The sequence below is a fragment of the Lentibacillus amyloliquefaciens genome, from assembly GCF_001307805.1.
Classification (GTDB): Bacteria; Bacillota; Bacilli; order Bacillales; family Amphibacillaceae; genus Lentibacillus; species Lentibacillus amyloliquefaciens.
Genome location: NZ_CP013862.1, coordinates 2,282,708 through 2,306,802, shown reverse-complemented (window position 1 = coordinate 2,306,802; position 24,095 = coordinate 2,282,708). Strand labels below are relative to the sequence as shown.

At 43.1% G+C, this 24,095-nt stretch carries 24 protein-coding genes; 20 read left to right on the top strand and 4 right to left on the bottom strand.

The window, feature by feature from the left end; all coding sequences use genetic code 11:
* The first annotated feature begins 190 nt into the window (after window positions 1-190).
* From AOX59_RS11515 to AOX59_RS11505, 3 genes are all read left to right on the top strand, one after another.
* The gene (locus tag AOX59_RS11515; protein WP_068445672.1) at window positions 191-463 is read left to right on the top strand and encodes a glutaredoxin family protein; all 273 of its coding nucleotides are present in this window, start codon (window positions 191-193) and stop codon (window positions 461-463) included.
* A gap of 86 nt (window positions 464-549) precedes the next feature.
* Window positions 550-885 carry a YppG family protein gene (locus AOX59_RS11510; RefSeq protein WP_068445670.1) on the top strand — a complete coding sequence of 112 codons (336 nt, stop codon included), beginning with the start codon at window positions 550-552 and terminating at the stop codon, window positions 883-885.
* An 89-nt stretch (window positions 886-974) separates the two neighbouring features.
* The gene (locus AOX59_RS11505) at window positions 975-1,661 is read left to right on the top strand and encodes an alpha/beta hydrolase (protein ID WP_068445668.1); all 687 of its coding nucleotides are present in this window, start codon (window positions 975-977) and stop codon (window positions 1,659-1,661) included.
* A 46-nt stretch (window positions 1,662-1,707) separates the two neighbouring features.
* Here the strand turns inward: AOX59_RS11505 and AOX59_RS11500 are convergent, their stop codons facing one another.
* Together AOX59_RS11500 and AOX59_RS11495 are read right to left on the bottom strand one after the other, a co-directional pair.
* Window positions 1,708-2,562, bottom strand: coding sequence for a DegV family protein (locus AOX59_RS11500; RefSeq protein WP_068445667.1), 855 nt, complete (start codon window positions 2,560-2,562; stop codon window positions 1,708-1,710).
* A 174-nt stretch (window positions 2,563-2,736) separates the two neighbouring features.
* Window positions 2,737-3,642, bottom strand: coding sequence for a DMT family transporter (locus tag AOX59_RS11495; protein ID WP_068445665.1), 906 nt, complete (start codon window positions 3,640-3,642; stop codon window positions 2,737-2,739).
* A gap of 552 nt (window positions 3,643-4,194) precedes the next feature.
* On the opposite strand from AOX59_RS11495, the gene cshA reads away from it, so the two are divergent.
* Complete coding sequence (gene cshA / locus AOX59_RS11490) at window positions 4,195-5,682, top strand: degradosome RNA helicase CshA (protein WP_068445663.1); 1,488 nt, start codon at window positions 4,195-4,197, stop codon at window positions 5,680-5,682.
* Between the two features lie 241 nt (window positions 5,683-5,923).
* Window positions 5,924-7,843 carry a PH domain-containing protein gene (locus AOX59_RS11485; RefSeq protein ID WP_237049256.1) on the top strand — a complete coding sequence of 640 codons (1,920 nt, stop codon included), beginning with the start codon at window positions 5,924-5,926 and terminating at the stop codon, window positions 7,841-7,843.
* 137 nt (window positions 7,844-7,980) lie between these two features.
* Here the strand turns inward: AOX59_RS11485 and AOX59_RS11480 are convergent, their stop codons facing one another.
* Window positions 7,981-8,739 carry a rhomboid family intramembrane serine protease gene (locus tag AOX59_RS11480; protein WP_068445661.1) on the bottom strand — a complete coding sequence of 253 codons (759 nt, stop codon included), beginning with the start codon at window positions 8,737-8,739 and terminating at the stop codon, window positions 7,981-7,983.
* A gap of 309 nt (window positions 8,740-9,048) precedes the next feature.
* Between AOX59_RS11480 and acpS the strand changes: the two genes are divergently transcribed.
* The 15 genes from acpS to AOX59_RS11405 all read left to right on the top strand — a co-directional run bounded on the left by acpS (window position 9,049) and on the right by AOX59_RS11405 (window position 22,448).
* Entirely contained in the window at window positions 9,049-9,411 is a 363-nt protein-coding gene (acpS, locus tag AOX59_RS11475; RefSeq protein ID WP_068445660.1) for a holo-ACP synthase, read from the top strand.
* A 64-nt stretch (window positions 9,412-9,475) separates the two neighbouring features.
* Window positions 9,476-10,993 carry a bifunctional ADP-dependent NAD(P)H-hydrate dehydratase/NAD(P)H-hydrate epimerase gene (locus tag AOX59_RS11470; RefSeq protein ID WP_068445658.1) on the top strand — a complete coding sequence of 506 codons (1,518 nt, stop codon included), beginning with the start codon at window positions 9,476-9,478 and terminating at the stop codon, window positions 10,991-10,993.
* Window positions 10,994-11,078: 85 nt separating this feature from the next.
* Window positions 11,079-12,095: a LolA family protein gene (locus tag AOX59_RS11465; RefSeq protein ID WP_068445656.1), complete on the top strand. Its 1,017-nt coding sequence runs from the start codon at window positions 11,079-11,081 to the stop codon at window positions 12,093-12,095.
* Between the two features lie 105 nt (window positions 12,096-12,200).
* A complete protein-coding gene (alr, locus tag AOX59_RS11460; protein WP_068445654.1) occupies window positions 12,201-13,322 on the top strand; it encodes an alanine racemase in 1,122 nt (373 codons plus the stop codon).
* Window positions 13,323-14,034: 712 nt separating this feature from the next.
* Entirely contained in the window at window positions 14,035-14,322 is a 288-nt protein-coding gene (locus AOX59_RS11455) for a CopG family ribbon-helix-helix protein (protein WP_177183463.1), read from the top strand.
* A 5-nt stretch (window positions 14,323-14,327) separates the two neighbouring features.
* Complete coding sequence (locus tag AOX59_RS11450) at window positions 14,328-14,687, top strand: type II toxin-antitoxin system PemK/MazF family toxin (protein ID WP_068445650.1); 360 nt, start codon at window positions 14,328-14,330, stop codon at window positions 14,685-14,687.
* A 380-nt stretch (window positions 14,688-15,067) separates the two neighbouring features.
* Window positions 15,068-15,937, top strand: a complete 870-nt coding sequence (locus tag AOX59_RS11445) for an RsbT co-antagonist protein RsbRA (RefSeq protein ID WP_068445648.1) — start codon at window positions 15,068-15,070, stop codon at window positions 15,935-15,937.
* A gap of 5 nt (window positions 15,938-15,942) precedes the next feature.
* Entirely contained in the window at window positions 15,943-16,299 is a 357-nt protein-coding gene (locus AOX59_RS11440) for an STAS domain-containing protein (protein ID WP_068445647.1), read from the top strand.
* 2 nt (window positions 16,300-16,301) lie between these two features.
* Entirely contained in the window at window positions 16,302-16,703 is a 402-nt protein-coding gene (locus AOX59_RS11435; protein ID WP_068445645.1) for an anti-sigma regulatory factor, read from the top strand.
* Between the two features lie 82 nt (window positions 16,704-16,785).
* Window positions 16,786-17,805, top strand: coding sequence for a PP2C family protein-serine/threonine phosphatase (locus AOX59_RS11430; protein WP_068445643.1), 1,020 nt, complete (start codon window positions 16,786-16,788; stop codon window positions 17,803-17,805).
* Between the two features lie 236 nt (window positions 17,806-18,041).
* Window positions 18,042-18,374 carry an STAS domain-containing protein gene (locus AOX59_RS11425; RefSeq protein ID WP_068445642.1) on the top strand — a complete coding sequence of 111 codons (333 nt, stop codon included), beginning with the start codon at window positions 18,042-18,044 and terminating at the stop codon, window positions 18,372-18,374.
* Window positions 18,374-18,850: an anti-sigma B factor RsbW gene (gene rsbW, locus AOX59_RS11420; RefSeq protein WP_068445638.1), complete on the top strand. Its 477-nt coding sequence runs from the start codon at window positions 18,374-18,376 to the stop codon at window positions 18,848-18,850. Before AOX59_RS11425 ends, rsbW begins: the two co-directional genes overlap by 1 nt.
* The gene (gene sigB, locus AOX59_RS11415; protein ID WP_068445634.1) at window positions 18,822-19,613 is read left to right on the top strand and encodes an RNA polymerase sigma factor SigB; all 792 of its coding nucleotides are present in this window, start codon (window positions 18,822-18,824) and stop codon (window positions 19,611-19,613) included. The genes rsbW and sigB overlap by 29 nt, the downstream gene beginning before the upstream one ends.
* On the top strand, window positions 19,610-20,212 hold the full coding sequence (locus AOX59_RS11410) for a SpoIIE family protein phosphatase (RefSeq protein WP_237049255.1): 603 nt from the start codon (window positions 19,610-19,612) through the stop codon (window positions 20,210-20,212). The genes sigB and AOX59_RS11410 overlap by 4 nt, the downstream gene beginning before the upstream one ends.
* Before the next feature lie 82 nt (window positions 20,213-20,294).
* On the top strand, window positions 20,295-22,448 hold the full coding sequence (locus AOX59_RS11405; protein ID WP_068445632.1) for a Tex family protein: 2,154 nt from the start codon (window positions 20,295-20,297) through the stop codon (window positions 22,446-22,448).
* Window positions 22,449-22,567: 119 nt separating this feature from the next.
* On the opposite strand, the gene AOX59_RS11400 is transcribed toward AOX59_RS11405, so the two are convergent.
* Window positions 22,568-24,022: a catalase gene (locus tag AOX59_RS11400; RefSeq protein WP_179946432.1), complete on the bottom strand. Its 1,455-nt coding sequence runs from the start codon at window positions 24,020-24,022 to the stop codon at window positions 22,568-22,570.
* Between the last annotated feature and the right edge of the window lie 73 nt (window positions 24,023-24,095).

Here is a 24,095-nt window from a genome sequence, read left to right as displayed (position 1 = left end):
TAAATCATAGCTGCCAGCAATAATTTTTCTAATGCATTTGTTAAAATAATGGTTATATTGACGCAGGTAAAAAGAACTAATCGAGTTCGAATTTTTTTGTAATGTTTTTGTAAAAAGTATGTTTAATTTGTTACATTAAGGGTAAATCAACAATTGAACCAACAAGAGAAAAAGGTAAGGGGGAACATAAGTGAGTGATCAGGAAGTAATCGTATACACCAGCGAAAATAGCGAACAGTGTCAGAGTTTACTGGGAAAACTAAACCAATGGGATATAGACTATAAACAAAGAAATGTAACAGAAAACAGGGAATACTTGAATGAACTTCAGGAAGAGGGCATATATGGAACACCCGCGACCTTTGTCAATAAAAAAGTTGTCTTAGGTAATCAAGTCAATAAAATTAAACATGCGCTTGGCATGATGGATAATTACCAATCATATAGTTCATTCAGCAAATAATAAAGGGTCAGGACTGATAAAGGCGCACGTTCTTTTGGTATGTTTCATATAATGCTGAAAGACCTATTGGAGAGGTGTGTCTTATAATGGAAAAATCCGGCCCTTTTTTGCCCTCTTTTAAAAATTACTCAACGCACAGCCCCGCTGGAAGCCAACCGATAAATACAAGCTATCACGCTCATTATCCAACAGCTTTTGAAGTGTTTGCCAAACCAAAACAGCCAATGTATGGACCATATACTTATGGTTATGAAGCATTTTCCCAACCATCAAGCAACAAACAACTCAAAAGTTATTTTCAGGATCATAATGGTCAACTTGATCTTGAAAAAATGCTTTCAACAGCTGGTCAGGTAGCGAACACGGTTAAGCAGATTTCCCCGGTTGTTAAAGATGTCAGTCAACTCATGAAGCAGTTGTAGATAATGTTTAAAATTGGCTGAGCCTCATTAAGGATGAATTACACGGGATAAGGGAAAACGAATATAAAAGAATAACAAGGAGAATTAACATGACGGGATGTTTGATCATCCATGGATATACCGGAAGCCCGTATGAAGTTGGTCCCCTGGCAGAGTATCTGAGAGAGCATACAGACTGGCTTATTGATGTGCCGACATTGCCGGGACATGGCAGCGAACTTTCTCTGGAGAATGTGTCACATAAAAATTGGCTGGAGGCAGCAGAACATTCACTGCAACAGCTAAAAATGAAAACCGATAACGTGTATTTGATCGGCTTTTCAATGGGCGGAATGATTGCTGCTTATCTGGCCTCCAAATACAATGTGGATAAATTGGTATTGCTCGCAGCATCAGGAAAATATTTATCGATCCGGCAAATTATGCGGGATGTTAAAGGTGTTCTTTCTGATGGAATTAAAGGCAAGATTAAGGAGAATAACCTGTATCTTCACTATAAGCGCAAGTGGGGGACTGTCCCTCTTAAAGCAAATATTGAATTCCTTAAATTGGTCAGGTTTACCCGAAGATATTTAGACAAGGTAAAGGCACCTGTGATGATAGCCCACGGACAACAGGACATGATGGTTCCATATAAAACCGGGTATTATCTCGAGAAAGAAATGACGTCCGATCAGAAGGAAGTCGTCTTTTTTGAAAAATCCCGTCATCTGATTTGTCTGGGCGAGGATAATGTGACACTGAACAGGCTGGTTTATGAATTTTTAACCAAATAACAAAGAAGAACACCATCCCATGGCAGTTCTCCTTTGTTATTGGTTTTTAATCATTGAAAAAGGAAATGACCAAACCGCCTTCTCCGGCATAAGTAGCTATCAATGGTCCCATTTCAATGAGATAAGCATCTTTGAATGGATACTTTTCCTTAATCTCCGCAAGCACTTTGCCGGCACGTCCTTCTGCATTACAATGTGACATGGCAATAACTTTGTCCTCGAAATTTTTGGTGTATTCTCCGATTTGCTCGATGAAGCGTCTGATTGATTTTTTTTCGCCGCGAACTTTTTCCGTTACTTCGATTGTTCCTTCGTCACTTGCCTGCATAAGCGGTTTGATGTTCAGTGTTTTGGCGATTGTTCCTTTGACACGGTCAAGCCTTCCGCCGCGAATAAGGTTTTCCAACGTTTTAAGGACGAACAATGTACTGGTTTGTTCAGTGCGTTCATGCAAATGATCAACCAGTTGTGTAAACGAATAGTTTTCATCAATTTTGGTTTTTGCTTCGTGCAGCAAGAGAGCAAGTCCGCATGAGGCGGTTTTGGAGTTAATGATTTCGATCGGTCTCTCCGGTTCTTCCTCAAGCAGCATATTTTTCCCCATGACAGCATTGTCGTATGTTCCGCTTAAGCCTTTTGAAAGGGAAAGCATGATAATCGGTTTTTCGGGATCAGCCTGTTTGTAAGCTTCATAAAAGTCATTCGGGCTTGGCGCTGCAGATCGCGGCAGTTCATCTGCTTCAGCCATTTTTTGATAAAAGGTTTCCAGGTCAATATCGACACCTGCTTTGTATTCCTGCCCTTTGAAATGCAGATAGAGTGGAACGACTTTTATATCAGCTTCATCAATCAAGCGCTTCGGGATATCCGCCCCGCCATCGGTCATTAATTCTATATGCATTATTTCACCCAATTCAAGTTTGTATTTTTATTATACCAGTTTATGCCGGCAGGTGAAACGTTAGCGTTAGAAACTGCCGGAAAAAAGATCGATACGAGTTCGAAAGGCTGTTAATATGCTTTGTGCTTGTCGTGTTGCACGTTAATGCAATAGAGCGGCGCCCGCCCTGGCTCATTAATTCTTATGTGATATCGTTACTTTGCGCTTTTTGGCTGTGCTCATGGTGAACAGGAACAGACCGAATAATACGATTGAGCCTCCCAGCCACTGTGACCAGGTGATCACCTCACCCAATATAATGTAAGCCAAAATGGAAGCGCCGACGGGTTCAAACACAATGCCCATTGAGATCGTTGCGGTACTCAGCCATTTCAAAGCCCAATTGAATAATGTGTGGCCAAAAAATGTCGGGAAAATCGCCAACGCCAGAAATACAAGCCAGTGGTCTGCGGGGTATCCTAAGAAATCGTTGCCCCCGATCAGGTTATAGATGATAAGCGTTACTGAGCTGATGCCGTAGACGACAAATGTATAGGTCATCAGTGACAGGCGTTTTCTTGCTTGCTGGCCCATCAGAAAATAAGCCGTTATTAAGATAGCACCTAATAAAGCGAGCATGTCACCGAATAAAGCTGCCCCACTGATCTGGAAGTCGCCCCAGCTGATGATGACACTGCCCAATAATGCGATGATCATACTGATGATAGCGCCGTATGAAAATCTTTCCTGAAAAAAGAGATAGGTTCCCAAAAAAGCAAATATCGGCTGGAGTGTCACAAGGACTACAGAACTTGCCACAGATGTATAATCTAATGATTCGAACCAGACAATAAAATGAAAGGCCAAAAAGACCCCGGCAAGTGCTGATAAAATCCAGTCCCTTTTTTGGATAAGCTTGAATTCATGACGGTTTTTCAATAACACATATGGTGCCATAATTAAGACGGCGAGCAGAAGGCGGTAATTAGCGATGATGGCTGATGGTGCCTGGGGTGCCAGTTTAACAAGCACAGCTGATGTCGAAACAGATATGACCCCAATCACGACTGCAACATATGGATTAAATGGAGGGATTCGCATAAAGACCTCCTTTTGGCGTTTTTCATTATTGAATCTCATACATTTTATCATGCTCTTAGCGAAAAATCATATATCAAGTAGTGGATATATACCGAATTCCTGTGTTATTATAAAATAACTGTCATGTTGGATGAGAATTTTCACGAAGGAGGCCTTTTCCATTACCGGGAAAAGCCTTTTTTTACAGCTATCTTACGTTAAATAATATAATTTGGAAAAATCGGTGTTCAAAAGGGAGGTTAAAACGAATCGCAGGCTATATAATCCTGATGCAAAGCCTGCATGATCACCGCCGGACGTCAAAAGTTGGTGGCTGTTTTCTTTGAACAAGGGCCTTCCCCGAGAAGTGTGGATTTCTGCATCCCCCAAAAGGGGTATAGAGGTTTTTAGCAGAAAATTCTTAGGCTCTGAAACAGGAGCATAGTGAAAGCATCATTAGCTCCACACACCAGAGAGGTGGTTTTCTTTTCCAAGGAGCGGAAAAACAAGCCAACAATGACATTTTGACGTGACCGGATTTTTGAACAGCTAAAAAAGGAGAAGATTGATAAAGTGACAACATTTAACGAACTAAATATTTCAAAGCCTATTATGGACGCATTGCAAAAGATGGGATTTGAAGAAGCAACGCCGATTCAGGCAGAAACGATTCCGCAGGCTTTACAAGGAAATGACGTAATTGGACAAGCTCAGACAGGAACCGGAAAGACAGCGGCATTCGGGATCCCGATGATTGAAAGAATTGATCCGAAAGAGCGGAAAATTCAAGGGTTGGTTGTTGCACCAACAAGGGAACTCGCCATCCAGGTAGCTGAGGAGCTGAACCGGCTTGGTAAAATAAAAGGCATACGCTCCATGTCGGTTTACGGCGGACAGCATATGGAACGGCAAATCCGTGCTTTAAAGGATGGTCCGCACATCGTCGTTGCCACACCGGGAAGACTGCTCGATCATATGCGCCGAAAAACAATCCGGACGACAGAAATTCAGACAACTGTTCTCGATGAAGCTGATGAAATGCTGAACATGGGCTTCATTGACGATATCCGTGATATTTTGAAAAACATTCCGGAAGAACGGCAGACATTATTATTTTCTGCAACGATGCCAAAAGAAATCCGTGATATTGCAACCAATCTCATGAACAATCCTAAAGAAGTCAAAGTGAAAGCAAAGGAAATGACTGTTGAAAATATCGATCAGTATTTCATTGAAATTCCTGAGAAGCATAAATTCGATACGTTGACCAATCATTTGGACTTTTATGCACCTGCACTTGCAATTGTCTTCAGCCGGACGAAAAAACGGGTGGATGAAATCACGGACGGTCTTCATGCCCGCGGGTTCCGTGCAGAAGGCATCCACGGAGATTTGACACAGGGAAAGCGGATGTCGGTTTTAAACAAATTTAAAAATAATCGTGTCGATGTACTGGTAGCAACTGATGTCGCGGCACGGGGACTGGATATTTCCGGTGTAACGCACGTTTATAACTTTGATATACCGCAGGATCCTGAAAGCTATGTACACCGTATCGGCCGTACCGGAAGAGCAGGACGTACCGGGGAAGCCGTATCATTCATCACACCACGTGAAATGGCGCATTTAAATTTGATTGAGAAAGTAACCAAAAGCAAAATGAAACGGATGGCACCGCCGACTCATCAGGAAGCGAAGCGCGGTCAGCAGCAGGCTGCAGCAGATAAGATCCGGGAAAAGATTGACAAGCTTGATTTGCAGGATTATCAGGAGACAGCCAGTGAACTGCTCCAGGATTACGATTCAATGACAGTTGTGGCTGCTGCTCTTAAAATGATGACAAAAGAACGTCGCAACGCTCCCGTCAATATTTCATCCGTTCAGCCGATCAGCGTGAAAAAAGGCCAGGGCGGCGGCAAGAATAATAAAGGCAGACCACAGAACAAGAAATTTTACGGTAAACGTGGCCAAGGCGGACGCAATCAGGGTGGACGCAACCAAGGCGGGCGTAACCGTCAAGGGAATTATCAGAAAAACCGCGGTCGCAAACCAAATAACTAAATGGATATCAAAGAAAGGCTGGCACAAAAAGGTCACTGCTAAGTGACTTTTGGAGTCAGCCTCTTTTTATACAGCCAGTCGCGAAAAAGGCAATAGCACCTAAGATTTGAAGTTACATTTGATTCGGATTAACTGAGCGGTACATGGAACAAAAAACGCTATCTGTTAATAATCCTGAAACTTTGGTAATATGAATGCGTATTACATAATATGACACTCAGTAATGAAGGAAGGGACAAATATGCGACAGCCACCGGTCAACCGGATTGCACCTGATGCTATCAAAGCGTGGAAAATAGCGGAGTCGATTCTGGCGGGGGTATTCTGGTTAATAACGATTGCGCTTTTTATTCTAGCATTTATATTTGAATTTTCTTATTGGTATGGTGCAGGGGCTGCTTTCATCAGTGGACTCAGCACATATTTCTTTGTATTTTTACTTCCGACACTTCGCTGGAGAAGATGGCGGTATGAAGTTTTTGAGCAGGAGATATATATTCAGCACGGGATTTTGATTGTATCACGCACACTTGTACCAATGATCCGTGTCCAGCATGTTGATACAAAACAGGGGCCAATACTTAAAAAATACAAGCTGGCGAGTGTGGAGATCTCAACGGCAGCCACAACCCATGAGATTCCTGCTCTCGTTGAAGAGGATGCTTCGGATTTGAGGGACAGGATTTCGGCGCTGGCAAGGGTGGCAGCCACGATGTTTGAGCCAAAACGTTTGCACCCTGCAGCCATTTTATTTAATTTAATTAAAACGGTACGCGAATTTTTATTTGCTATTGTCTTAGGTTTTATCACTTTCCGGGATGAATCCCTGTTTTATTTCGGTCTTATTATCGCGGTTCTGCTGGTGCTCTTTATCACTGCAAGCGTACTGACATGGTACCGCTATACTTACCGGATTGAAGAGGACGAACTGCGGATTGAGTATGGTGTCTTCATCCGGAAAAAACGGTTTATATCCAAAAACCGCATACAATCCATCGACCTGACATCCGGCGTGATTCATCGGATTTTTAAACTGACGAAGGTGCAGATTGAAACTGCCGGCACAGGCACAAGTGCAGAAGCATCACTCAGTGCTGTTAAGCTGGAGGAGGGAGAAGCATTGCGCCAGGAGCTTAAATCAAGCGCTGTCCCGCCGGCAGATGATGAAGAAGCACCTGAAGAAACCGAAAAATTGCCGAACCCCTCTGCCAAAATCAGTTTTAAGCGGCTGTTTATTGTAGGGACTACATCAGGAAGTGTCGGGGTAATTCTGGCATTGGCAGCGGCCGGCTTCTCTGAATTTGAACAGTTTATACCTGAACATTACTTTGACAATACAATTGAATGGGTCGTCGGACTGGGCGTTATTATTCTGATTGTAATGGTGATCTTTCTGCTGCTTCTGCTTTGGCTGCTTGGCATTGCGGGAACGATGATCAAATATGGGAATTTCACTATTACGAAAAACGATGAGGAATTATTTATTACCCGGGGCCTTTTGGAAAAAAAGCAAGTGACGATTCCTTTGAAGCGGATTCAGGCGGTCGGTATTCAGGAGAGCATTATTCGTCAGCCGCTCGGATATGTCACCGTATTTGCGGAAATCGCCGGTGGGTCAATGGATAAGGGTGAGGATTTTTCATCGATTCTTTTTCCTATCATGAAGCGGGATGAACTGGAAGAATTCCTGGAAACCTTTCTGCCGGATTATGCCGGGGTTCAGCGTGAGTTAACACCTTTGCCCAAACAGGCGTTAAAATATTATATTCTGCGAGCGGCCGTACCATTTCTATTGCTTGTTGCGGCAGTAGCAATTTTCATTCCGGCATTTATCTGGATTCCGTTAATATTGCTGCTTGTCGGCGGCCTATTGCTGGGATGGATCCGGTATAAAGACGGGGGCTTTACTATTCGGGGGAGGCGTTTAACACTCCGTTATCGTGTGTTAAGCCGGAATACACTCCTGTTGTATCACAAACGGGTTCAGGCATTCGAGAAAAAACAGCATAAAGTGCAAAGGCTGCAAAATCTCGCAACTGCTCGGTTTTCGATTGTCGGGACAATGGGAGCAGGGAAGCATTTCACAATCAAGGACTTGGCAGAATCACATTCTGATGAATTATCAGACTGGTTTTCCCGCCGAAAAGACAGTGAAGATTAAAAAACCGGCTCCCGCCTCATCTTTCCAGAGGTCGGAAGCCGGAAGTCAGACTCGAAGGAATTGGCAGCAAGGCCGGTTCCTTTTTAATGTGCTCGGCAAGAAGTCCCCTTCAAAATCTTCAATTTAGGTGGAGAGGTTCACAATAGCCGGCTAAACAGGCCGAGAATAATCAGGATGCCGAGAAAAATCCAGAGACCGTTTTTAAATAGCTTTTTGTTACGCTGCTTTTTGTGCCAGCGATTTGGATCAAATTTAACGGATCCGTCATCAACAACCCGGTGTCTTATCCACGGTGAAAAGGGGCGTACATTATTTAAGACCAGCGGCGAAAGTGCAAAGCCGCCAATGAAACCGAAAATATGAGCATATGCGTTGATTCCCGTATTGACGAAAGTCATGATCAGACCGATCACCAAAATGACGGTAACAATCTGTGCGCTTGATTGATCGATGAGCTGTTTACGAAAGGCTACCATGAATACATATATGCCAAATAATCCATAGATCGCACCGGATGCGCCTACGTGAGCATAAATGGGCGGCCCGAGCAAAAGGGTGGCGATATTTCCGACAAGCCCTGCCCCTAAATAAGCAGCAATGAATTTCATCTTGCCGAGCATTTGTTCAAGGGCCGGCCCGAATAACACTAGTGCAAATGAATTAAACAGAACATGCATGAGATCGGCATGAAGAAAAATAGATGTCAGCAAACGCCAGTATTCTCCCTGGCTGATGTAGAAGTTGACGCCTCTTCCCCAATTTTCGATCATGGTACCGAGCGGGGTCTGCAAAAAGCCGGTTAAAAGCCAGAGCGCTAATTGGATAATGATCACCCAGAAGACGATCGGATAAAGCTGCTTGAATTCTTTAATGCTGCGCTCATTTCGTATAAACATTCAGACCCTCCTTTTTATTGATAGCTGATTTATTATTGTTCGAAAAGCTCTTTTCGTAAGTTTTGCTGCTCTTTGACCCTCGCGACGATATAAAGTGCGACGTTAAGTCTTTCATAACATCGCAGTTTATGGAATTTGTGTCAAACAACCCTTTTAAAAAGCAACTTTCGAAAAAAGATGCTGCAGCGGGCGACAGTTTTATTTCTGATGACTAGCGGGTAGTATAGTTATAGTGTTATTAAAGTATGACCATAATAAACTGTCTAGTATAATCATATACAATTTTCCGGAGAGAGGAAAGCGATTTTTATGATAAAAGGTATTGGGATTGACATAATTGAACTGAGCCGGATTCGAAAAAGCATTCAAAAAAATAACCGACTGGGAGAAAGAGTTTTAACAGCTCCGGAAATGACGCTTTACAAATCGCTCACAAACGACCTACGAAAGACTGAATACCTGGCGGGCAGGTTTGCCGCCAAAGAAGCGTTTTCGAAAGCAGTTGGGAGTGGTATTGGTAAAATAAGCTTCAAGGATATTCAGATTATGCCAGATGCAAACGGTGCGCCAAAGATGAACGTAGGCGGTTATGAACATTTACATATATTTATTTCAATTACGCACAGCAGAGATTATGCAGTGGCACAGGTTGTTCTGGAAGAAAAGGATTGACGTGTGTGTCTGCATAAATGCAAAGGTTGTCTCATATATTCTAGTGCGGGCAGGAGGGAAACGTGTGAAGATTGTCACCGCGGAAGAAATGTACGATATGGATCATGGGACCATTCAAGAAATAGGAATTGATGGAAAGCTGTTAATGGAAAATGCCGGGCGGGCGATGGCAGACAGGATCAGAAAGCGTATAGCCAAAATGGACCGTATCCGAATTTTCGCAGGGAGCGGTAACAACGGCGGTGATGGGTTTGTCATTGCCAGAACGCTGTTTGAATACGGGTGTCGGGTCTCTGTCGTGCAGGTTGTGCCGGATGAAAAGATAAAAGGTGATGCACTTTTTCATAAAAATTTACTAATCAGATGCGGCGGGGAAATCGAGGTTGCCCGCAAGGAACTCGACATTGAAACGATTTTACAGGAAACTGATGTGATTGTGGATGCGATGCTGGGTATCGGCGTTTCAGGGATGCTGCGTGATCCACTCGCTCAGATTGTAGCAGCTATTAATGAGAACGATGCTTATGTTATAGCCGCGGACATTCCTTCAGGGCTTCCGGCAAATGAAGGAGCCGGGGAGTTTCAAGCGGTACAAGCAAACGAAACGATTGTTGCAGGATTTCCAAAAATGAGTGCATTTCTTGAAAAAACAGCACCTTACTACGGAAGTTGGGAGACGGTGTCGTTCGGGCTCCCGGCAGCCATCACTGAAAGGCATAACCACCGGCATGTCTGGACGCCGGAGAAATTCCGAAAGACCATGCCTGGACGCAAGCGAAATGCCCATAAAGGCAATCATGGGCGGGGGCTGGTTGTAGGCGGCAATGTGGAGATGCCCGGCTCAATTGCAATGACAGTAAGTGCTGCACTAAGGACAGGTGCCGGCCTGGTTACAGCTGCCACAGCAAAAGACATCATTCCGACAGTATCTTCATATTGTACAGAAGCGACCTATTTGACGCTGAACGATACAGACGGATATTTGGATGGTTCGAATGCTATACCGTTTGAGAACTTTGATGCAATGGTGCTTGGTATGGGTCTCGGGCGTCATTTAGAAGCCGGGGAATTAGTGCAGCAAGCGATTGAAGCACAGCTGCCTCTGATTGTTGATGCGGACGGTCTGTATCATTTGAAAGCGATGCTTCATCAGGTCAAACAGCGCAAAGAGCCTGTTGTTCTGACGCCGCACCCGGGTGAGATGGCCATGCTTTTGGGCATTTCGGTGCCAGAGCTTTTGCAGTCACCTTTTTCTTATACAAAATCGTTTGCTGAAAACTATCACGTCTATGTTGTACTCAAGGGCATGTTCACGATTATAACAACACCCGAAGGCATTCAGACAGTCAGTGAAGCAGGCAATCAGGGGCTCGCTAAAGGCGGAACAGGGGATGTCCTATCGGGCATTACGCTCGCCATGTTGATGCAGGAGCAGACAGTTCCGGATGCGTTAAATAATGCGTGTTTTGTACACGGTAAATCCGCGGAACTTTTAACGGAAACAAACCATTCGGTTTATGACCTGACGGCTTCGGATGTTATCACAGGCATCAAAGCTGTCTATCGTACATTTCAGACGTAAAAAAGTGACAATGAACTTTCCCTTTGTCAAATCGTCAGCATGAATGCTCGCAAAATGTGTGAAATGCGACAAGGGAGACATGTCCATGAAAAAAAAGTTAAGCTTGTTGGTTGTCATCGTGTTTAGCATTGTACTTTCTGCCTGTGGTGAACAGTCTCAGGAAGATGTGGCCGGAAAGCTGGAATCGAAACTCGAATCCATGAAAGGTTATAAAGCAACTGCTGAAATGACGATGAATACCGGGCAGGAAAATCAAACGTACCAGATTAATATCTGGCATAAGAAACAGGATCTGTACCGCGTCGAGTTGAGCAACGATCAGGATGAAGAGGGCAAGCAAATTATTCTCAAAAATGAGGACGGTGTATTTGTTCTGTCACCAGACTTGAACAAAAGCTTCAAATTCCAGGAAGAATGGCCGAAAAACGGCAGTCAGCCATATCTGTACCAGTCGCTTGTCAGCGATATTCTACAGGATGCTGAAGCTCAATTCGAGATAGGTGAGAATCACTATATTTTTGAGACAAAAACCAATTATCAGAGCAACAATAATTTGCCTTACCAGGAAGTTTATTTTGACAAAGAGAATTATACACCGGCTATGGTTAAAGTGCTCGACAAAGACCGCAATGCATTAGTGGAAGTGAATTTCTCTGAATTTAACACAGACCCCACTTTCGAAGATGATGATTTTACAATGGATAAAAATATGCCAAACGAAGAATCTGATGCATCGGTTTCCGGTGACAGTGAAACGAAAGCGGACGCGTTTACCGTCGTTTATCCGCGAAACATGAAAGGCTCAGAACTGACAGAAGAAACACAGGTTGATACAGAAAGCGGCCAGCGGGTCATCATGACATTTGCCGGTGACAAAAACTTCACTTTGGTTGAAGAAAAACAGGATGTGGTACCAGCCATGTCTTCGCCTGAAATGGTGGATGGCGAGATTGTGAACTTAGGCCATTCGATTGGCGCGCTGAGCGATAACACGATTGAATGGGTCGATAACGGTATGAGTTTTGTTCTGGCAAGTGATGAATTGACCAGAGAAGAATTGATTGAGGTTGCACAGTCTGTACAAGGCAAAGAAGTAAAATAAATGGTGTGGTGCAAGCAGACTCATCAGAAAGGGGGTCTGCTTTTTATTTTTGCCTATTTTCAGGTAAAATGGATGTTCCAATGGTAAATATAAGGGGTGTGTCTTATGGACAGTCATTTATTTCGGAGCACATGGGCAGAAGTTGATTTGAACGCGATTGGACATAACGTCAGGGAAATGAAAAACAGACTGCCTGAGCATTGTGCTGTTATTGCGGTGGTTAAAGCGGATGCATATGGTCATGGAGCTGAGAAAGTTGCTGAGAAAGCACTTGATTCCGGTGCAACGATGCTGGCAGTGGCATTGCTGAAAGAAGCGCTTGTTTTGCGCGAGGCAAATATTACGGATCCGATTTTGGTATTTGGAAGAGTATCACCGCACGATGTCCCGGTTGCTGCGAGTCAAAATATTATTCTGACTTGCTATCAAAAGGATTGGGTTCGTGAAGTGAACCAGATGAAACTTCCTTACCCGGTAGACGTACATATGAAATGGGATACCGGAATGGGAAGAGTCGGACTCAGGACAGAAGAAGAATTAATTGAAATTACTGACGAGCTCCGGAACAGTACAGCAGTTAATCTAACGGGGGTCTATACACACTTTGCCACAGCTGATGATACTGAATTTGCCTATTTTGAAAAGCAGCAGCGCCGGTTTGACAATGTGCTTAAGACGTTTAAATCTATCTGGGCTGAGCCAGTAAACGTTCATGTTGGTAATAGTGCTGCTTCAATCCGTTTTCCTGAACGAATGTATGATTATATGCGTTTTGGCATATCGATGTATGGTTTGTATCCGTCAGATCCTGTAAAAGATGAACGCGATATTCAATTGAAACCGGCCTTTTCATTGCATAGCAGACTCGATCATGTGAAGTGGCTCGACCCGGGTGAATCGATCAGTTATGGTGCGACTTATACGACAGAAGATGAAGAGTATATCGGGACAATACCGATTGGTTATGCTGACGGATGGATCCGCAAATTGCAGGGCGCAGACGTGTTAGTCGACGGAAAAAGAATGCCGATTGTCGGAAGGATAACGATGGATCAGACAATGATCAAGCTGGACCAAGCATATCCGGTGGGGACACAGGTTACGCTGATTGGAAAACAGAGTGATGAGGAAATCGAAGTCGATGAAATTGCTGAAAAGCTTGAGACCATCAACTATGAAATACCTTGTATGATATCCGAACGTGTGCCAAGACAGTATAAGTCATAGTACAATTTGGCTTATTCGAATTTTAATGGCATAAAATGTCTGTTTAGCAATAATATAAATAGCAGGGGCCCATTCAAACTGAGAGCATTAAACAGAAAGCTCTTTTTAATAAATCCTGGTTCGCACATGATGTAAACTGCGACGTAAGTGCTATGTTGATTTCCGTTCCAGGCAGTCGCGCACCTTAGGGCAACACTTCAGCCTCCTCGGAAGCAAAAAGCGCTTCCTGCTCAGGTCTAGCTGCCCGCTTTCCCGCAGGAGTCGACTGCCCTCCACTCCAATCAACATTCACAATAGAAGTTTAATTACGCACCGAAACAATGAGATTATAAAGCACAATATCAGCGAAGGAAATACACGACGACTCCTGCGGGACGGGAGGCATAGGTGAGACCCCTTAGTGCTTAGCCCGAGGAGGCTCACCAGCCGCCCTAAGGTGCGCGGCGTGTATTTCCGGAGCGGTAGACGACGCACCAACTTACACCTTAAGTTACGTTGCAGTTTATGGGTTTTGTGTCCAAATCAATATCTTTTAGACAACAGCTAAACGGGACTATTCGTATAGAATGTGCAAAAACAGTGAATCATGAGGGTTAAAAGATTCTTCTGCCGGTTTATTCTTAAAATGACCTTTGCAAACCATGTCATACAATGATATCATTAAAAAAGAATTCGATAATGATCGTTTACAAGTTGTCGGAGGTGCATGGTTTTGTCAGAAAGCTCACAAGAAATTTCAGTACGCTTACCAAAGAACCTGTTAAATGAGGTGGATGGACTAATGAAATATGAAAACAGTAATCTGAGTGATTTCATATGTCAGGCAACGCGAAATTATCTGGAACACAAAAAAGAAGAGCATGTCCAACAGTTTCGTGAATCAATGCAGCAAGGGTACATGGAAATGGCTAATATTAATCTCACCATCGCTTCAGAAGCTTTTCAGGCCGAGGAAGAAGCTGAGAAAAACAACTTACAGCGCACAGTGATCGGGGTGTAAGGCACTTGATCGTTCAAAGAGGCGAAGTTTATTTCGCCGACTTATCCCCCGTTGTGGGATCAGAACAGGGAGGCATACGGCCGGTCTTGATCCTGCAGAATGATATCGGAAACCGCTTCAGCCCAACGGTTATTGTTGCTGCTATAACTGCTCAGATTCAGAAGGCCAAACTCCCGACACATGTGGAGATCGATGCGAAACGGTATGGATTCGACCGTAACTCGGTTATATTGCTGGAACAAATAAGAACGTTGGATAAGCAGCGGTTGACCGATAAAATAACAAAACTTGATCATCAGATGATGAAAAAGATTGATAACGCTTTAGAGATCAGTCTTGGACTGAAAGAAATGTATGATCAATAGGTGATAACCCCTTCCTAATCAAAAAGGGGTTTTTATTTTGGCATTTTTCGGGAATTTCATTGCGCTTTAATCCTCGCAGTGAACTGCGACGCAACCTGGCTTTCTTCAGTCTTCCTGAGGCTGAGTTCTCTTTCCTTGCTACGGGGTCTTCAGACGTTCTTCACTAATGAAAAATGCAAGAGTCCGCCGCAGTTTATATATTTTGTGTTAAAACAGTAACCTTTTTGAATATGGGTGAGATAAACTGGAGTGGTATCTTAGTAAAAATCACTTTTTTTCTGCCGGAATCAATCGAAATTTGTATGATTTTGTGATAAAATAGAGGTAAATATACAATGTTATAATTTTCAGAAAATAGAAGAGAAAATCAGGAGGAGAAAATGGATAGGGATTTTAAAAAAATTGTACTGGATAACAGTGATATAATAGTTCAAAAGTGGATTAATGAAATCGATACACTGAAAACTTCCAATTATTCCTCCAGTGTGACAGAAGAATTATTGGAAAGCACCAACCGGGAATTTGTGAATATTATCTTCAGCAGTATTAAAAATGAAGGTGACACCAAGCAATTAAAAGAATTCTCCGAAAAGCTGATCAATCTGGGATGGCAGGTAAGTTACATAACAGACGGGCTGCAAGTGTTCCGGCGTGTCACGATCAACTTTATTCTGGAACAGTCCGAACAAATCGACACGAGTTATATTTCTGAATTGCTTCAAAGTGTCGATAATTGGGTCGAACCTGTTATCAGACAGCTCGTTAATGAGTATTCAGGAAACTGGGAAAACATTCTCTCCCTGCAGCAGATGGCACTTCATGAATTATCCGCTCCCCTTATTCCGGTGATGGATGACATCACTGTTATGCCACTGATTGGAACGATTGATACAGAACGGGCCAAATTGATTATGGAGAATCTGCTCGAGGGGACGATCAAACATCATTCGCAAGTTGTCCTGATTGATATCACGGGTGTCCCCGTTGTCGATACGATGGTCGCCCATCATATTGTCCAAGCTGCCGATGCTGTTCGTCTTGTGGGAGCGACATGCATTCTTGTGGGTATACGGCCGGAGATTGCTCAGACAATTGTCACTCTGGGAATTGATTTGAGCAAGTTCCCTACCAAGAGCTCGCTTCGAAAAGGGTTCATCAAAGCACTTGAATTGACGAATCGCCAAGTTGTTGATTTGGATCAAAAAGATGACACGATTGAGCAGATGTTCGATTCTCTTGGGGGAGAGTGATAAAAATGCGTATACCTATTTTAAAATTACATGATTATTTACTGATTTCGATTCAAACAGAAATTGATGACAATACAGCTATCCAATTTCAAGAAGATTTATTGGACAAAATTCATAACACAGGGTCGACAGGTGTTGTAATCGATTTGACGTCAGTGGAAATTATTGATTCCTTTATAGCAAAGGTGCTGGGTGACGTTGTATCAATGTCTGATCTGATGGGGGCAAAAGTCGTATTAACTGGAATTCAGCCTGCCGTTGCGGTGACATTGATTGATTTGGGCGTGCACTTAAAAGACGTTCCAACAGCATTAGATTTAGAGCAAGGACTGATAAAATTACATCAGGAATTGGGGGAATGACTATGGATCCTCAATCCTGTGTTAAAATTAAACAAGAATGGGATATTGTAAAAGCGCGTCAGCTTGGCAGGGATATGTCCCGGAAAGTTGGCTTCGGGACAGTGGATCAAGCCCGAATCGCTACAGCAATTTCTGAACTTGCCCGCAATATTTATTTATACGCTGATGATGGTGAGATATGCTTTGAAATCGTGGATAATAATGAGCATCAAGGAATCATTATTCTTTCACTTGATACAGGCCCCGGAATCCAAAACCTCAGCCTGGTAATGGAGGATGGCTACTCAACATCCGGCGGGCTTGGTGCCGGCCTTCCCGGTGTGAAACGGCTGGTTGATAATTTTGATATTAAATCAGAAGAAGGTAAAGGCACTGAAATTCAAGTTATGAAATGGTTAAAATAAGACAAAGAAATAGAGACAGCCAAGAAGGGGAACATAGGTTTGTGAACGCCTCTTTTTGCTGTTTCACTTAAGGGGGATATGAATGGAAACCCTGAATACGAATATTAGTAACTATCGCAACTTATTAAAGCATTACATTGAAGTCCAAGATGAACAATCCCTTTATGGTGCCGAACAAATCAGCAAAATGTTCATTAAGAATAACATTCCACCTGAGGAGATTATCAATCTTCATATTCAGGCATTGGAAGAGCTGCATCCGGATATGCCTGGCGATTTCCGGTATTCGATGAATTTTTTATTGGAAATTATGATTAATTACGGTGTCGCACATCAGGAAAACCATTCGTTGCGGGAAGAACAGTCTGAATTAAAATCAGAAATAGCTATAGCGGCGGGCATGCAGGAAACATTGCTTGCAACGACAAAACCGGATGTGGATTGTTTGGATATCGGTGTTGTCAGCGTCTCAGCAAATCAGATGAGCGGCGATTATTACCACTTCCTCAAAGGCAGTGATGATTCTATCGGGATTGCTGTCGCAGATGTGATTGGAAAAGGAATCCCTGCAGCATTGTGCATGTCGATGATTAAGTATTCGATGGACAGCCTCCCTGAAGCGACGATGAGTCCAAAGACGATACTGGAAAATTTAAACCGCGTAGTGGAACGAAATGTTGATGCAAGCATGTTTATTACAATGTTTTACACTCAATTTATCCCTTCCGAAAGTAAAATACACTATGCATCGGCCGGCCATGAACCCGGCTTTTACTATAATGCAGAAACGAAAAAATTTGAGGAAATTAAAGCAAAAGGTCTTGTGCTCGGTGTCTCGCCGGAAACGGATTATCGGCAATATGAACGGTCGCTTCATGATGGGGATATGGTTATTCTGTTAACAGATGGCGTAACGGAATGCAGACAGGGAGACCGATTCATCGAAACTGAAGAAGTTCTCGAGGTGCTTGACCAGTATAGTGATTTGCCGGCACAGGAAATGGTCGATAAGGTATATAAACATTTTGAACGGATGCAAAATTTCCAGTTCCGCGATGATTTCACACTGATTGCTTTAAAAAAGAAGCCGGTCACTAAATAAAGTGAATCTTTAATCAGTGGAGGGCTTCTTTCTTCCCCCACTGATTGTTAGATGAACGAATCGGACATGTACTGGCAGCCATCCCCCCCCACCTAATTTTCATCGTGTAATCGAGCATTTGAGGTGGGGATCGTACTGTCAGTTATATGCGGGATAAAACAATACCCGAATAATGTTTAATTTTAAATAAATCAGGGAAAATGTAAGCTAGTGGACAGTAAAACGGGAGGGTAATAATGAATTTGAAAATTGATATATCAGAGGGGAACGGAAAGTCATCAGTGAAACTCACCGGTGAAATTGACGCTTATACTGCACCGGAGCTTAAAGAGAAATTACTGCCATTGACTAAAACTGAGGGCAACCAAATAGAGGTCAATTTAGAAGATGTTCATTATATGGACTCCACCGGGCTTGGTGTTTTCATAAGTGCATTGAAGTCAACGAATGAGAACGATAGTAAAATGCGCTTGATTCAATTACAAGATCGCGTTTTAAGGTTATTTCGAATCACGGGACTTGATGAACTCATAACAATAGATACTGCGATTCGGGGTGAAAATGATTAATGGATAATTTTGATTTTATAGAAATGAAAGTCCCTGCCAGAGCCGAATATGTAGGTGTTGTGCGTTTGAGTATGTCCGGAATTGCGACCCGGATTGGATTTTCATATGAAGCAATTGAAGATCTTAAAGTGTCGGTTTCCGAAGCAATTACAAATGCAGTTGAACATGCATATCATAGTGAAGACAGTGGTGAAGTAACGGTAGGATTTGGGTTGTATGAAAATCGTCTTGAAGTAATGGTAGCGGATCATGGAGGCAGTTTTGACCTTAATAAAGTTAAAGGAGGAATTGGTCCTTACGAAGGTTCTGAGTCAGTTGAAAATCTACGTGAAGGTGGCTTTGGCCTTTTCCTTATCGATGCATTAATGGATAAGGTTGAGATCAATAACGACTCTGGTGTAGTCGTATTAATGACAAAGTACCTTCATGAAGCCGGGGTGGGTCTTGATGACGACCAAATCTCAACAACACAGTAAGAGTCAGGGTGAAATATATCAATGGATTAAAGACCTCCAAGAAGATCCGGAAAATGAAGAATTGAATGAAAAAGTTGTATTAACCTACACCGATCTGGTTGAATCAATTGCCAGAAAGTATTCGAAAAACAGCAGTATTCATGAGGACTTATCACAAGTGGGTATGATCGGGCTGATTGCTGCTGTAAGAAGATATGATCCGTCTTACGGGAAATCGTTCGAATCATTTGCCATACCAACAATCATAGGTGAAATCAAACGGTTTATTCGTGATAAAACCTGGAGTGTACATGTCCCGCGGCGTATTAAAGAATTGGGCCCGAAAATACGAAAGGCCGTTGATGAGCTGACGACTGAAAACCAGGATTCGCCAACAGTACCGGAAATTGCAGATTATCTGAATGTTTCTGAAGAAGAAGTGCTTGAAACAATGGAGATGGGCAAAAGTTATAAAGCCTTGTCCGTGGACCGGAAAATTGAAGCAGATTCTGAAGGAAGCACCGTTGCAATATTGGATTTGGTCGGCAATAGCGACAGCGGTTTTGACAATGTCGATCAGCGAATGCTTCTGGAAAAAATATTACCTGTTCTATCAGAGCGTGAGCAAGAGATTTTGCGATGTACCTACTTTGAACACATGAGTCAGAAAGAAACAGGAGAACGACTCGGTATATCCCAGATGCACGTATCACGTCTGCAGCGCCGTTCATTGCGAAAACTCCGCGAGGCACTTCAATCTGACAGCGCGAGTGCTCTGGAGTGACTGACGGACTGAATAAAGTTGAAACAGTTGTCTTCCAAAAAGCAAAAAAACAGCAATATTACTGCGGAGACAGCTATTTTTATACAGAAACAGAAAATGAATATATTTGTGCGCTTGCGGATGGTCTGGGAAGCGGGGAGTTTGCTAAAGAGTCCTCAGAAATCGTGATCGGTATCATTAAAGAAAACATTCATTTAACAATTGAACAGCTGATTAAACGATGTAATGAAAAGTTGACAGGTAAACGTGGCGCTGTCATAGGCATCTTAAGGATTGATTTTCAGGCAAAACGTTATTCGTTCTCGTCAATCGGGAATGTTGGTGTTATTACGATTCCTGAGAATGGCAAGAAAAAACGAAACATCCCGAATTCCGGATATCTTGCCGGTTACCACAGACCATTTAAAGTGGTGACGGACAAACTTGATCCGTTGATGAACTTTATTTTATTTTCTGATGGCGTTACGGATAAAGACCTATCTAAGCGATTCTTATTGAACAGGGATGTCAATCAGGTCGTTCAAACTTATGCAAACTATGCAGAGGGTGAAGAACGTACTGACGATACAACTTTAATTGCAATAAAATACGAAGCGTAAGATCGGCTTGGCATAGTCGGTCTTTTTTCATTATGCCATTTTTTTGGTAGAATTGAGAGTGTCAGTAAAGGAGGAGCGAATTGTGTCAACTCAACTGGAACAATGGGTAGCGAGTGAAACAGACGTCAAATCGTCTGCTGTTAAAAAAGTGATTGAAATGATGGATGAAGGGAATACGGTGCCATTTATTGCCCGTTACCGGAAAGAAGCTACAGGCGGGCTCGATGAAGTCCAGATAAAGCTGATTCATGACAAGTGGCAATATGCCGTGAACCTGGCTGAACGAAAAGAGGAAGTCATTCGTCTGATTGATGAACAAGGAAAACTTACTGAAGAATTGAAGCAGGATATTACACAGGCATCACAGCTGCAGCGGGTGGAAGATTTGTACCGTCCTTATAAACAGAAACGACGGACCCGTGCAGCAAAAGCGAAAGAAAAAGGGTTGGAGCCTTTAGCCTTATCGGTATGGAACCAGGAATTAAGCAGTGTATCTGATAAAGCGGAAGACTTTTTATCGGAAGAACATGAGTTGAATTCGACTGAAGATGTGCTGAAAGGTGTCAACGATATTGTTGCCGAATGGATTTCCGATGAACCGGAATACCGTGAATACATACGCGGCGAAACCTTTAAACGCGGAAGCATCCATTCAGAAGCAAAAGATGCAGCGAAAGATGAGAAAAGCATCTATGAAATGTATTATGATTACACAGAAGGAGTCCGTTCGGTCGTATCGCATCGCATTTTGGCTTTAAATCGCGGTGAAAAAGAGGGCGTGCTGAAAGTAGCTGTTGAGCCGCCAACTGAGAGGATGCTTTCGTATCTGGAGCGCAAGGTTGTTACGCATAAAGCGAACCAGGAAACGGCTGAGATCCTCAAAGATGCGATTGATGACAGTTTTAAACGCCTGATTAAGCCGTCTGTCGAACGGGAGATCCGGAGCAGTCTGACCGAAAAAGCCGAAGCACAGGCTATTGATATATTTTCCAAAAACCTTAAAAACTTGCTCTTGCAGCCGCCACTAAAAGGAAAGACTGTACTTGGTGTCGACCCGGCTTACCGGACAGGATGCAAGTTAGCGGTCGTTGAGGAAACAGGCAAAGTCCATGAAGTTAGCGTCATGTTTCCGACTGCACCAAAACATGATACAGCAGGTGCAGAGAAAATGGTCCTTGATTTCATCAAACGGTTCGATGTTGAATTGATTGCGATTGGAAATGGAACAGCCTCACGGGAAACCGAGCAGTTTATTTCTGATGTGATTAATAACCATAAGTTAGATATTCCATATATTATCGTGAACGAAGCAGGTGCAAGCGTTTATTCAGCGTCGAAACTGGCACGTGAAGAATTCCCTGACCTGGAAGTTGAAGAACGAAGTGCCGCATCAATTGCCAGAAGAGTGCAGGATCCATTAGCTGAACTTGTCAAAATAGACCCGAAATCGATTGGCGTCGGGCAGTATCAGCATGATGTCGCACAAAAAGCTCTTAACGAGTCTCTGTCATTCATCGTTGAAACAGCTGTCAATCAGGTCGGTGTCAATGTGAATACAGCATCGGCTTCATTGCTGCAGCATGTGGCCGGCTTAAGTAAGACAGTCGCCAATAATATTATAAATAAACGCAATGAAGACGGGAAGTTTATCAATCGAAAACAACTGCGGAAAATTCCGCGTCTCGGTGCTAAAACATATGAACAGGGTATAGGCTTTTTACGGGTGCCGGATGGTGAAAATCCATTTGACAGAACCCCAATCCATCCCGAGAGTTATGATCATGCAGAACAGCTTCTAAAAATGGTTGATTGCGAAATGGCTGATATCGGTACAGCCGAACTTCGTGATAAGCTCAATAATATTGATGTGCAAACGGCTGCTTCTGAATTAGGGATTGGTGAACCGACTTTACAGGACATCATGGATGCGCTCGGCCGTCCGGAACGTGACCCGCGCGATGACTTACCAAAGCCATTATTGAAACAAAATGTGCTTTCAATGGAAGATTTACGAGAGGGCATGGAAATGCAAGGAACTGTCCGTAATGTTGTTGACTTTGGTGTCTTTGTTGATATCGGGGTGAAACAGGACGGGCTGGTTCATATTTCGAAAATGTCAAATCAATTCGTTAAACACCCGATGGATATTACATCGGTTGGTGATGTCGTAACAGTATGGGTGGAAAGCATTGATATTGATAAAGGAAGGATTGCCCTTTCAATGGTCGAACGTTAGAAAAAACCAGCTCCTTATTCGTCTTACCAAAGGTCAGGGGCCGGTTTCCGGACTTAAAAAAATCATGTTATAAAAAAGCTGATGATCAATCCTGATCATCAGCTTTTAATTTAAATTGATTAATTTTTTACGGCTTTAGCGCTCTCCGGAACGGATAATCCCAGTTCTTCAGCAACCCGCTCGCCCCATTCAGGGTCAGCTTTATAGAAGTGCCCGATTTGACGAAGTTTAATGTCATCACGTGTAGCTTGCCGCATATGATCGGCAAAGTTTTTAACGAGACGTGATTTTTCGTCTTCGCTCATCAGACGATAAAGATCACCTGGCTGTGTATAATGATCTTGACTGTCATAGGCTACGCTGTCTGCAACACCTTCAACTTCAAATGGACTGATTTTTGATGCCGGATCTTCAACTGGTCCATCGATTGAGTTTGGTTCGTAAACCGGTTTTCCACCGCCATTGCCATTAACAGCCATATAGCCATCACGCTGGTAATGGTTGACTTCTGCTTTTGGACGGTTAACCGGAATTTGCTGATGGTTGACGCCCAAACGGTAACGCTGTGTATCAGAATAGCTGAACAGACGGCCTTGCAGCATTTTATCAGGTGATGTTTCAATTCCGGGAACCAGATTAGCTGGTGAAAGTGCGGCTTGCTCAACATCAGCAAAGAAGTTCTCAGGATTACGGTTCAATACCATTTTTCCAACTTCGATACGTGGGTAATCTTTTTTGGATACTGTTTTGGTAATATCAAAGATATCCCACTTATACGTTTTATAATCCTCGAAAGGAATGATTTGAACGTATAGTGTCCAGGAAGGATGGTCACCATTTTCAATGGCATTGTATAAATCTTCCCGATGATAATCCGGTTGTTCACCGGCAAGCTGATCGGCCACGTCAGCATCCAGGCCTTTAACACCCTGATCGCTTATGAAACTGTAAGTTACCCAGAAGGCTTCACCTTGATCATTCACCCATTTGTAAGTGTGGCTTCCATATCCGTTCATATGACGGAAAGTTGCAGGGATGCCGCGGTCACCATGCAAATAAGTGATTTGGTGAAGTGACTCCGGTGATAATGACCAGAAATCCCAAACTGCATCTTTATCTTTCAACCCTGTACGCGGATTGCGTTTTTGTGTGTGGATAAAATCAGGGAACTTCATGGCATCGCGGACAAAGAAAACAGGTGTATTGTTGCCCACCAAGTCATAGTTTCCTTCATCGGTGTAGAACTTCAAAGCGAAACCGCGTGGATCTCGTTCAGTATCAGCGGCACCTTTTTCGCCGGCAACCGTTGAAAAACGGGCAAACATTTCTGTACGCTTTCCTTTTTCACTGAGGAAATCAGCTTTGGTATATTTGGAAATCTCATCGTTTGTTACTTCGAAATATCCGAATGCGCCTGCACCCTTAGCATGAACAACACGCTCAGGAATACGCTCTCTGTCAAAATGAGCCATTTTTTCCAGAAAGTGAACGTCCTGAATAAGGGTAGGACCTCTTTGACCGGCTGTAATAGAATTCTGATTATCACCAACAGGAACTCCAGAAGCCGTTGTCATTCTCTTCTTTTCATTACTCACTATCTAAACACCTCTCCTTGAATGAAATGTTTTGTACAACTTCTATTATAAT

What these genes read in the sequence shown, in the direction of transcription:
- AOX59_RS11430 (WP_068445643.1), top strand. Translation starts at nt 16,786, where the DNA reads ATGGAAACCCTGAATACGAATATTAGTAACTATCGCAACTTATTAAAG.
- AOX59_RS11480 (WP_068445661.1), bottom strand. Translation starts at nt 8,739, where the DNA reads ATGTTTATACGAAATGAGCGCAGCATTAAAGAATTCAAGCAGCTTTAT.
- AOX59_RS11400 (WP_179946432.1), bottom strand. Translation starts at nt 24,022, where the DNA reads ATGACAACGGCTTCTGGAGTTCCTGTTGGTGATAATCAGAATTCTATT.
- rsbW (WP_068445638.1), top strand. Translation starts at nt 18,374, where the DNA reads ATGGATAATTTTGATTTTATAGAAATGAAAGTCCCTGCCAGAGCCGAA.
- AOX59_RS11435 (WP_068445645.1), top strand. Translation starts at nt 16,302, where the DNA reads ATGGATCCTCAATCCTGTGTTAAAATTAAACAAGAATGGGATATTGTA.
- alr (WP_068445654.1), top strand. Translation starts at nt 12,201, where the DNA reads ATGGACAGTCATTTATTTCGGAGCACATGGGCAGAAGTTGATTTGAAC.
- AOX59_RS11425 (WP_068445642.1), top strand. Translation starts at nt 18,042, where the DNA reads ATGAATTTGAAAATTGATATATCAGAGGGGAACGGAAAGTCATCAGTG.
- AOX59_RS11495 (WP_068445665.1), bottom strand. Translation starts at nt 3,642, where the DNA reads ATGCGAATCCCTCCATTTAATCCATATGTTGCAGTCGTGATTGGGGTC.
- acpS (WP_068445660.1), top strand. Translation starts at nt 9,049, where the DNA reads ATGATAAAAGGTATTGGGATTGACATAATTGAACTGAGCCGGATTCGA.
- AOX59_RS11465 (WP_068445656.1), top strand. Translation starts at nt 11,079, where the DNA reads ATGAAAAAAAAGTTAAGCTTGTTGGTTGTCATCGTGTTTAGCATTGTA.
- AOX59_RS11445 (WP_068445648.1), top strand. Translation starts at nt 15,068, where the DNA reads ATGGATAGGGATTTTAAAAAAATTGTACTGGATAACAGTGATATAATA.
- AOX59_RS11440 (WP_068445647.1), top strand. Translation starts at nt 15,943, where the DNA reads ATGCGTATACCTATTTTAAAATTACATGATTATTTACTGATTTCGATT.
- AOX59_RS11485 (WP_237049256.1), top strand. Translation starts at nt 5,924, where the DNA reads ATGCGACAGCCACCGGTCAACCGGATTGCACCTGATGCTATCAAAGCG.
- AOX59_RS11510 (WP_068445670.1), top strand. Translation starts at nt 550, where the DNA reads ATGGAAAAATCCGGCCCTTTTTTGCCCTCTTTTAAAAATTACTCAACG.
- AOX59_RS11500 (WP_068445667.1), bottom strand. Translation starts at nt 2,562, where the DNA reads ATGCATATAGAATTAATGACCGATGGCGGGGCGGATATCCCGAAGCGC.
- AOX59_RS11505 (WP_068445668.1), top strand. Translation starts at nt 975, where the DNA reads ATGACGGGATGTTTGATCATCCATGGATATACCGGAAGCCCGTATGAA.
- sigB (WP_068445634.1), top strand. Translation starts at nt 18,822, where the DNA reads ATGACGACCAAATCTCAACAACACAGTAAGAGTCAGGGTGAAATATAT.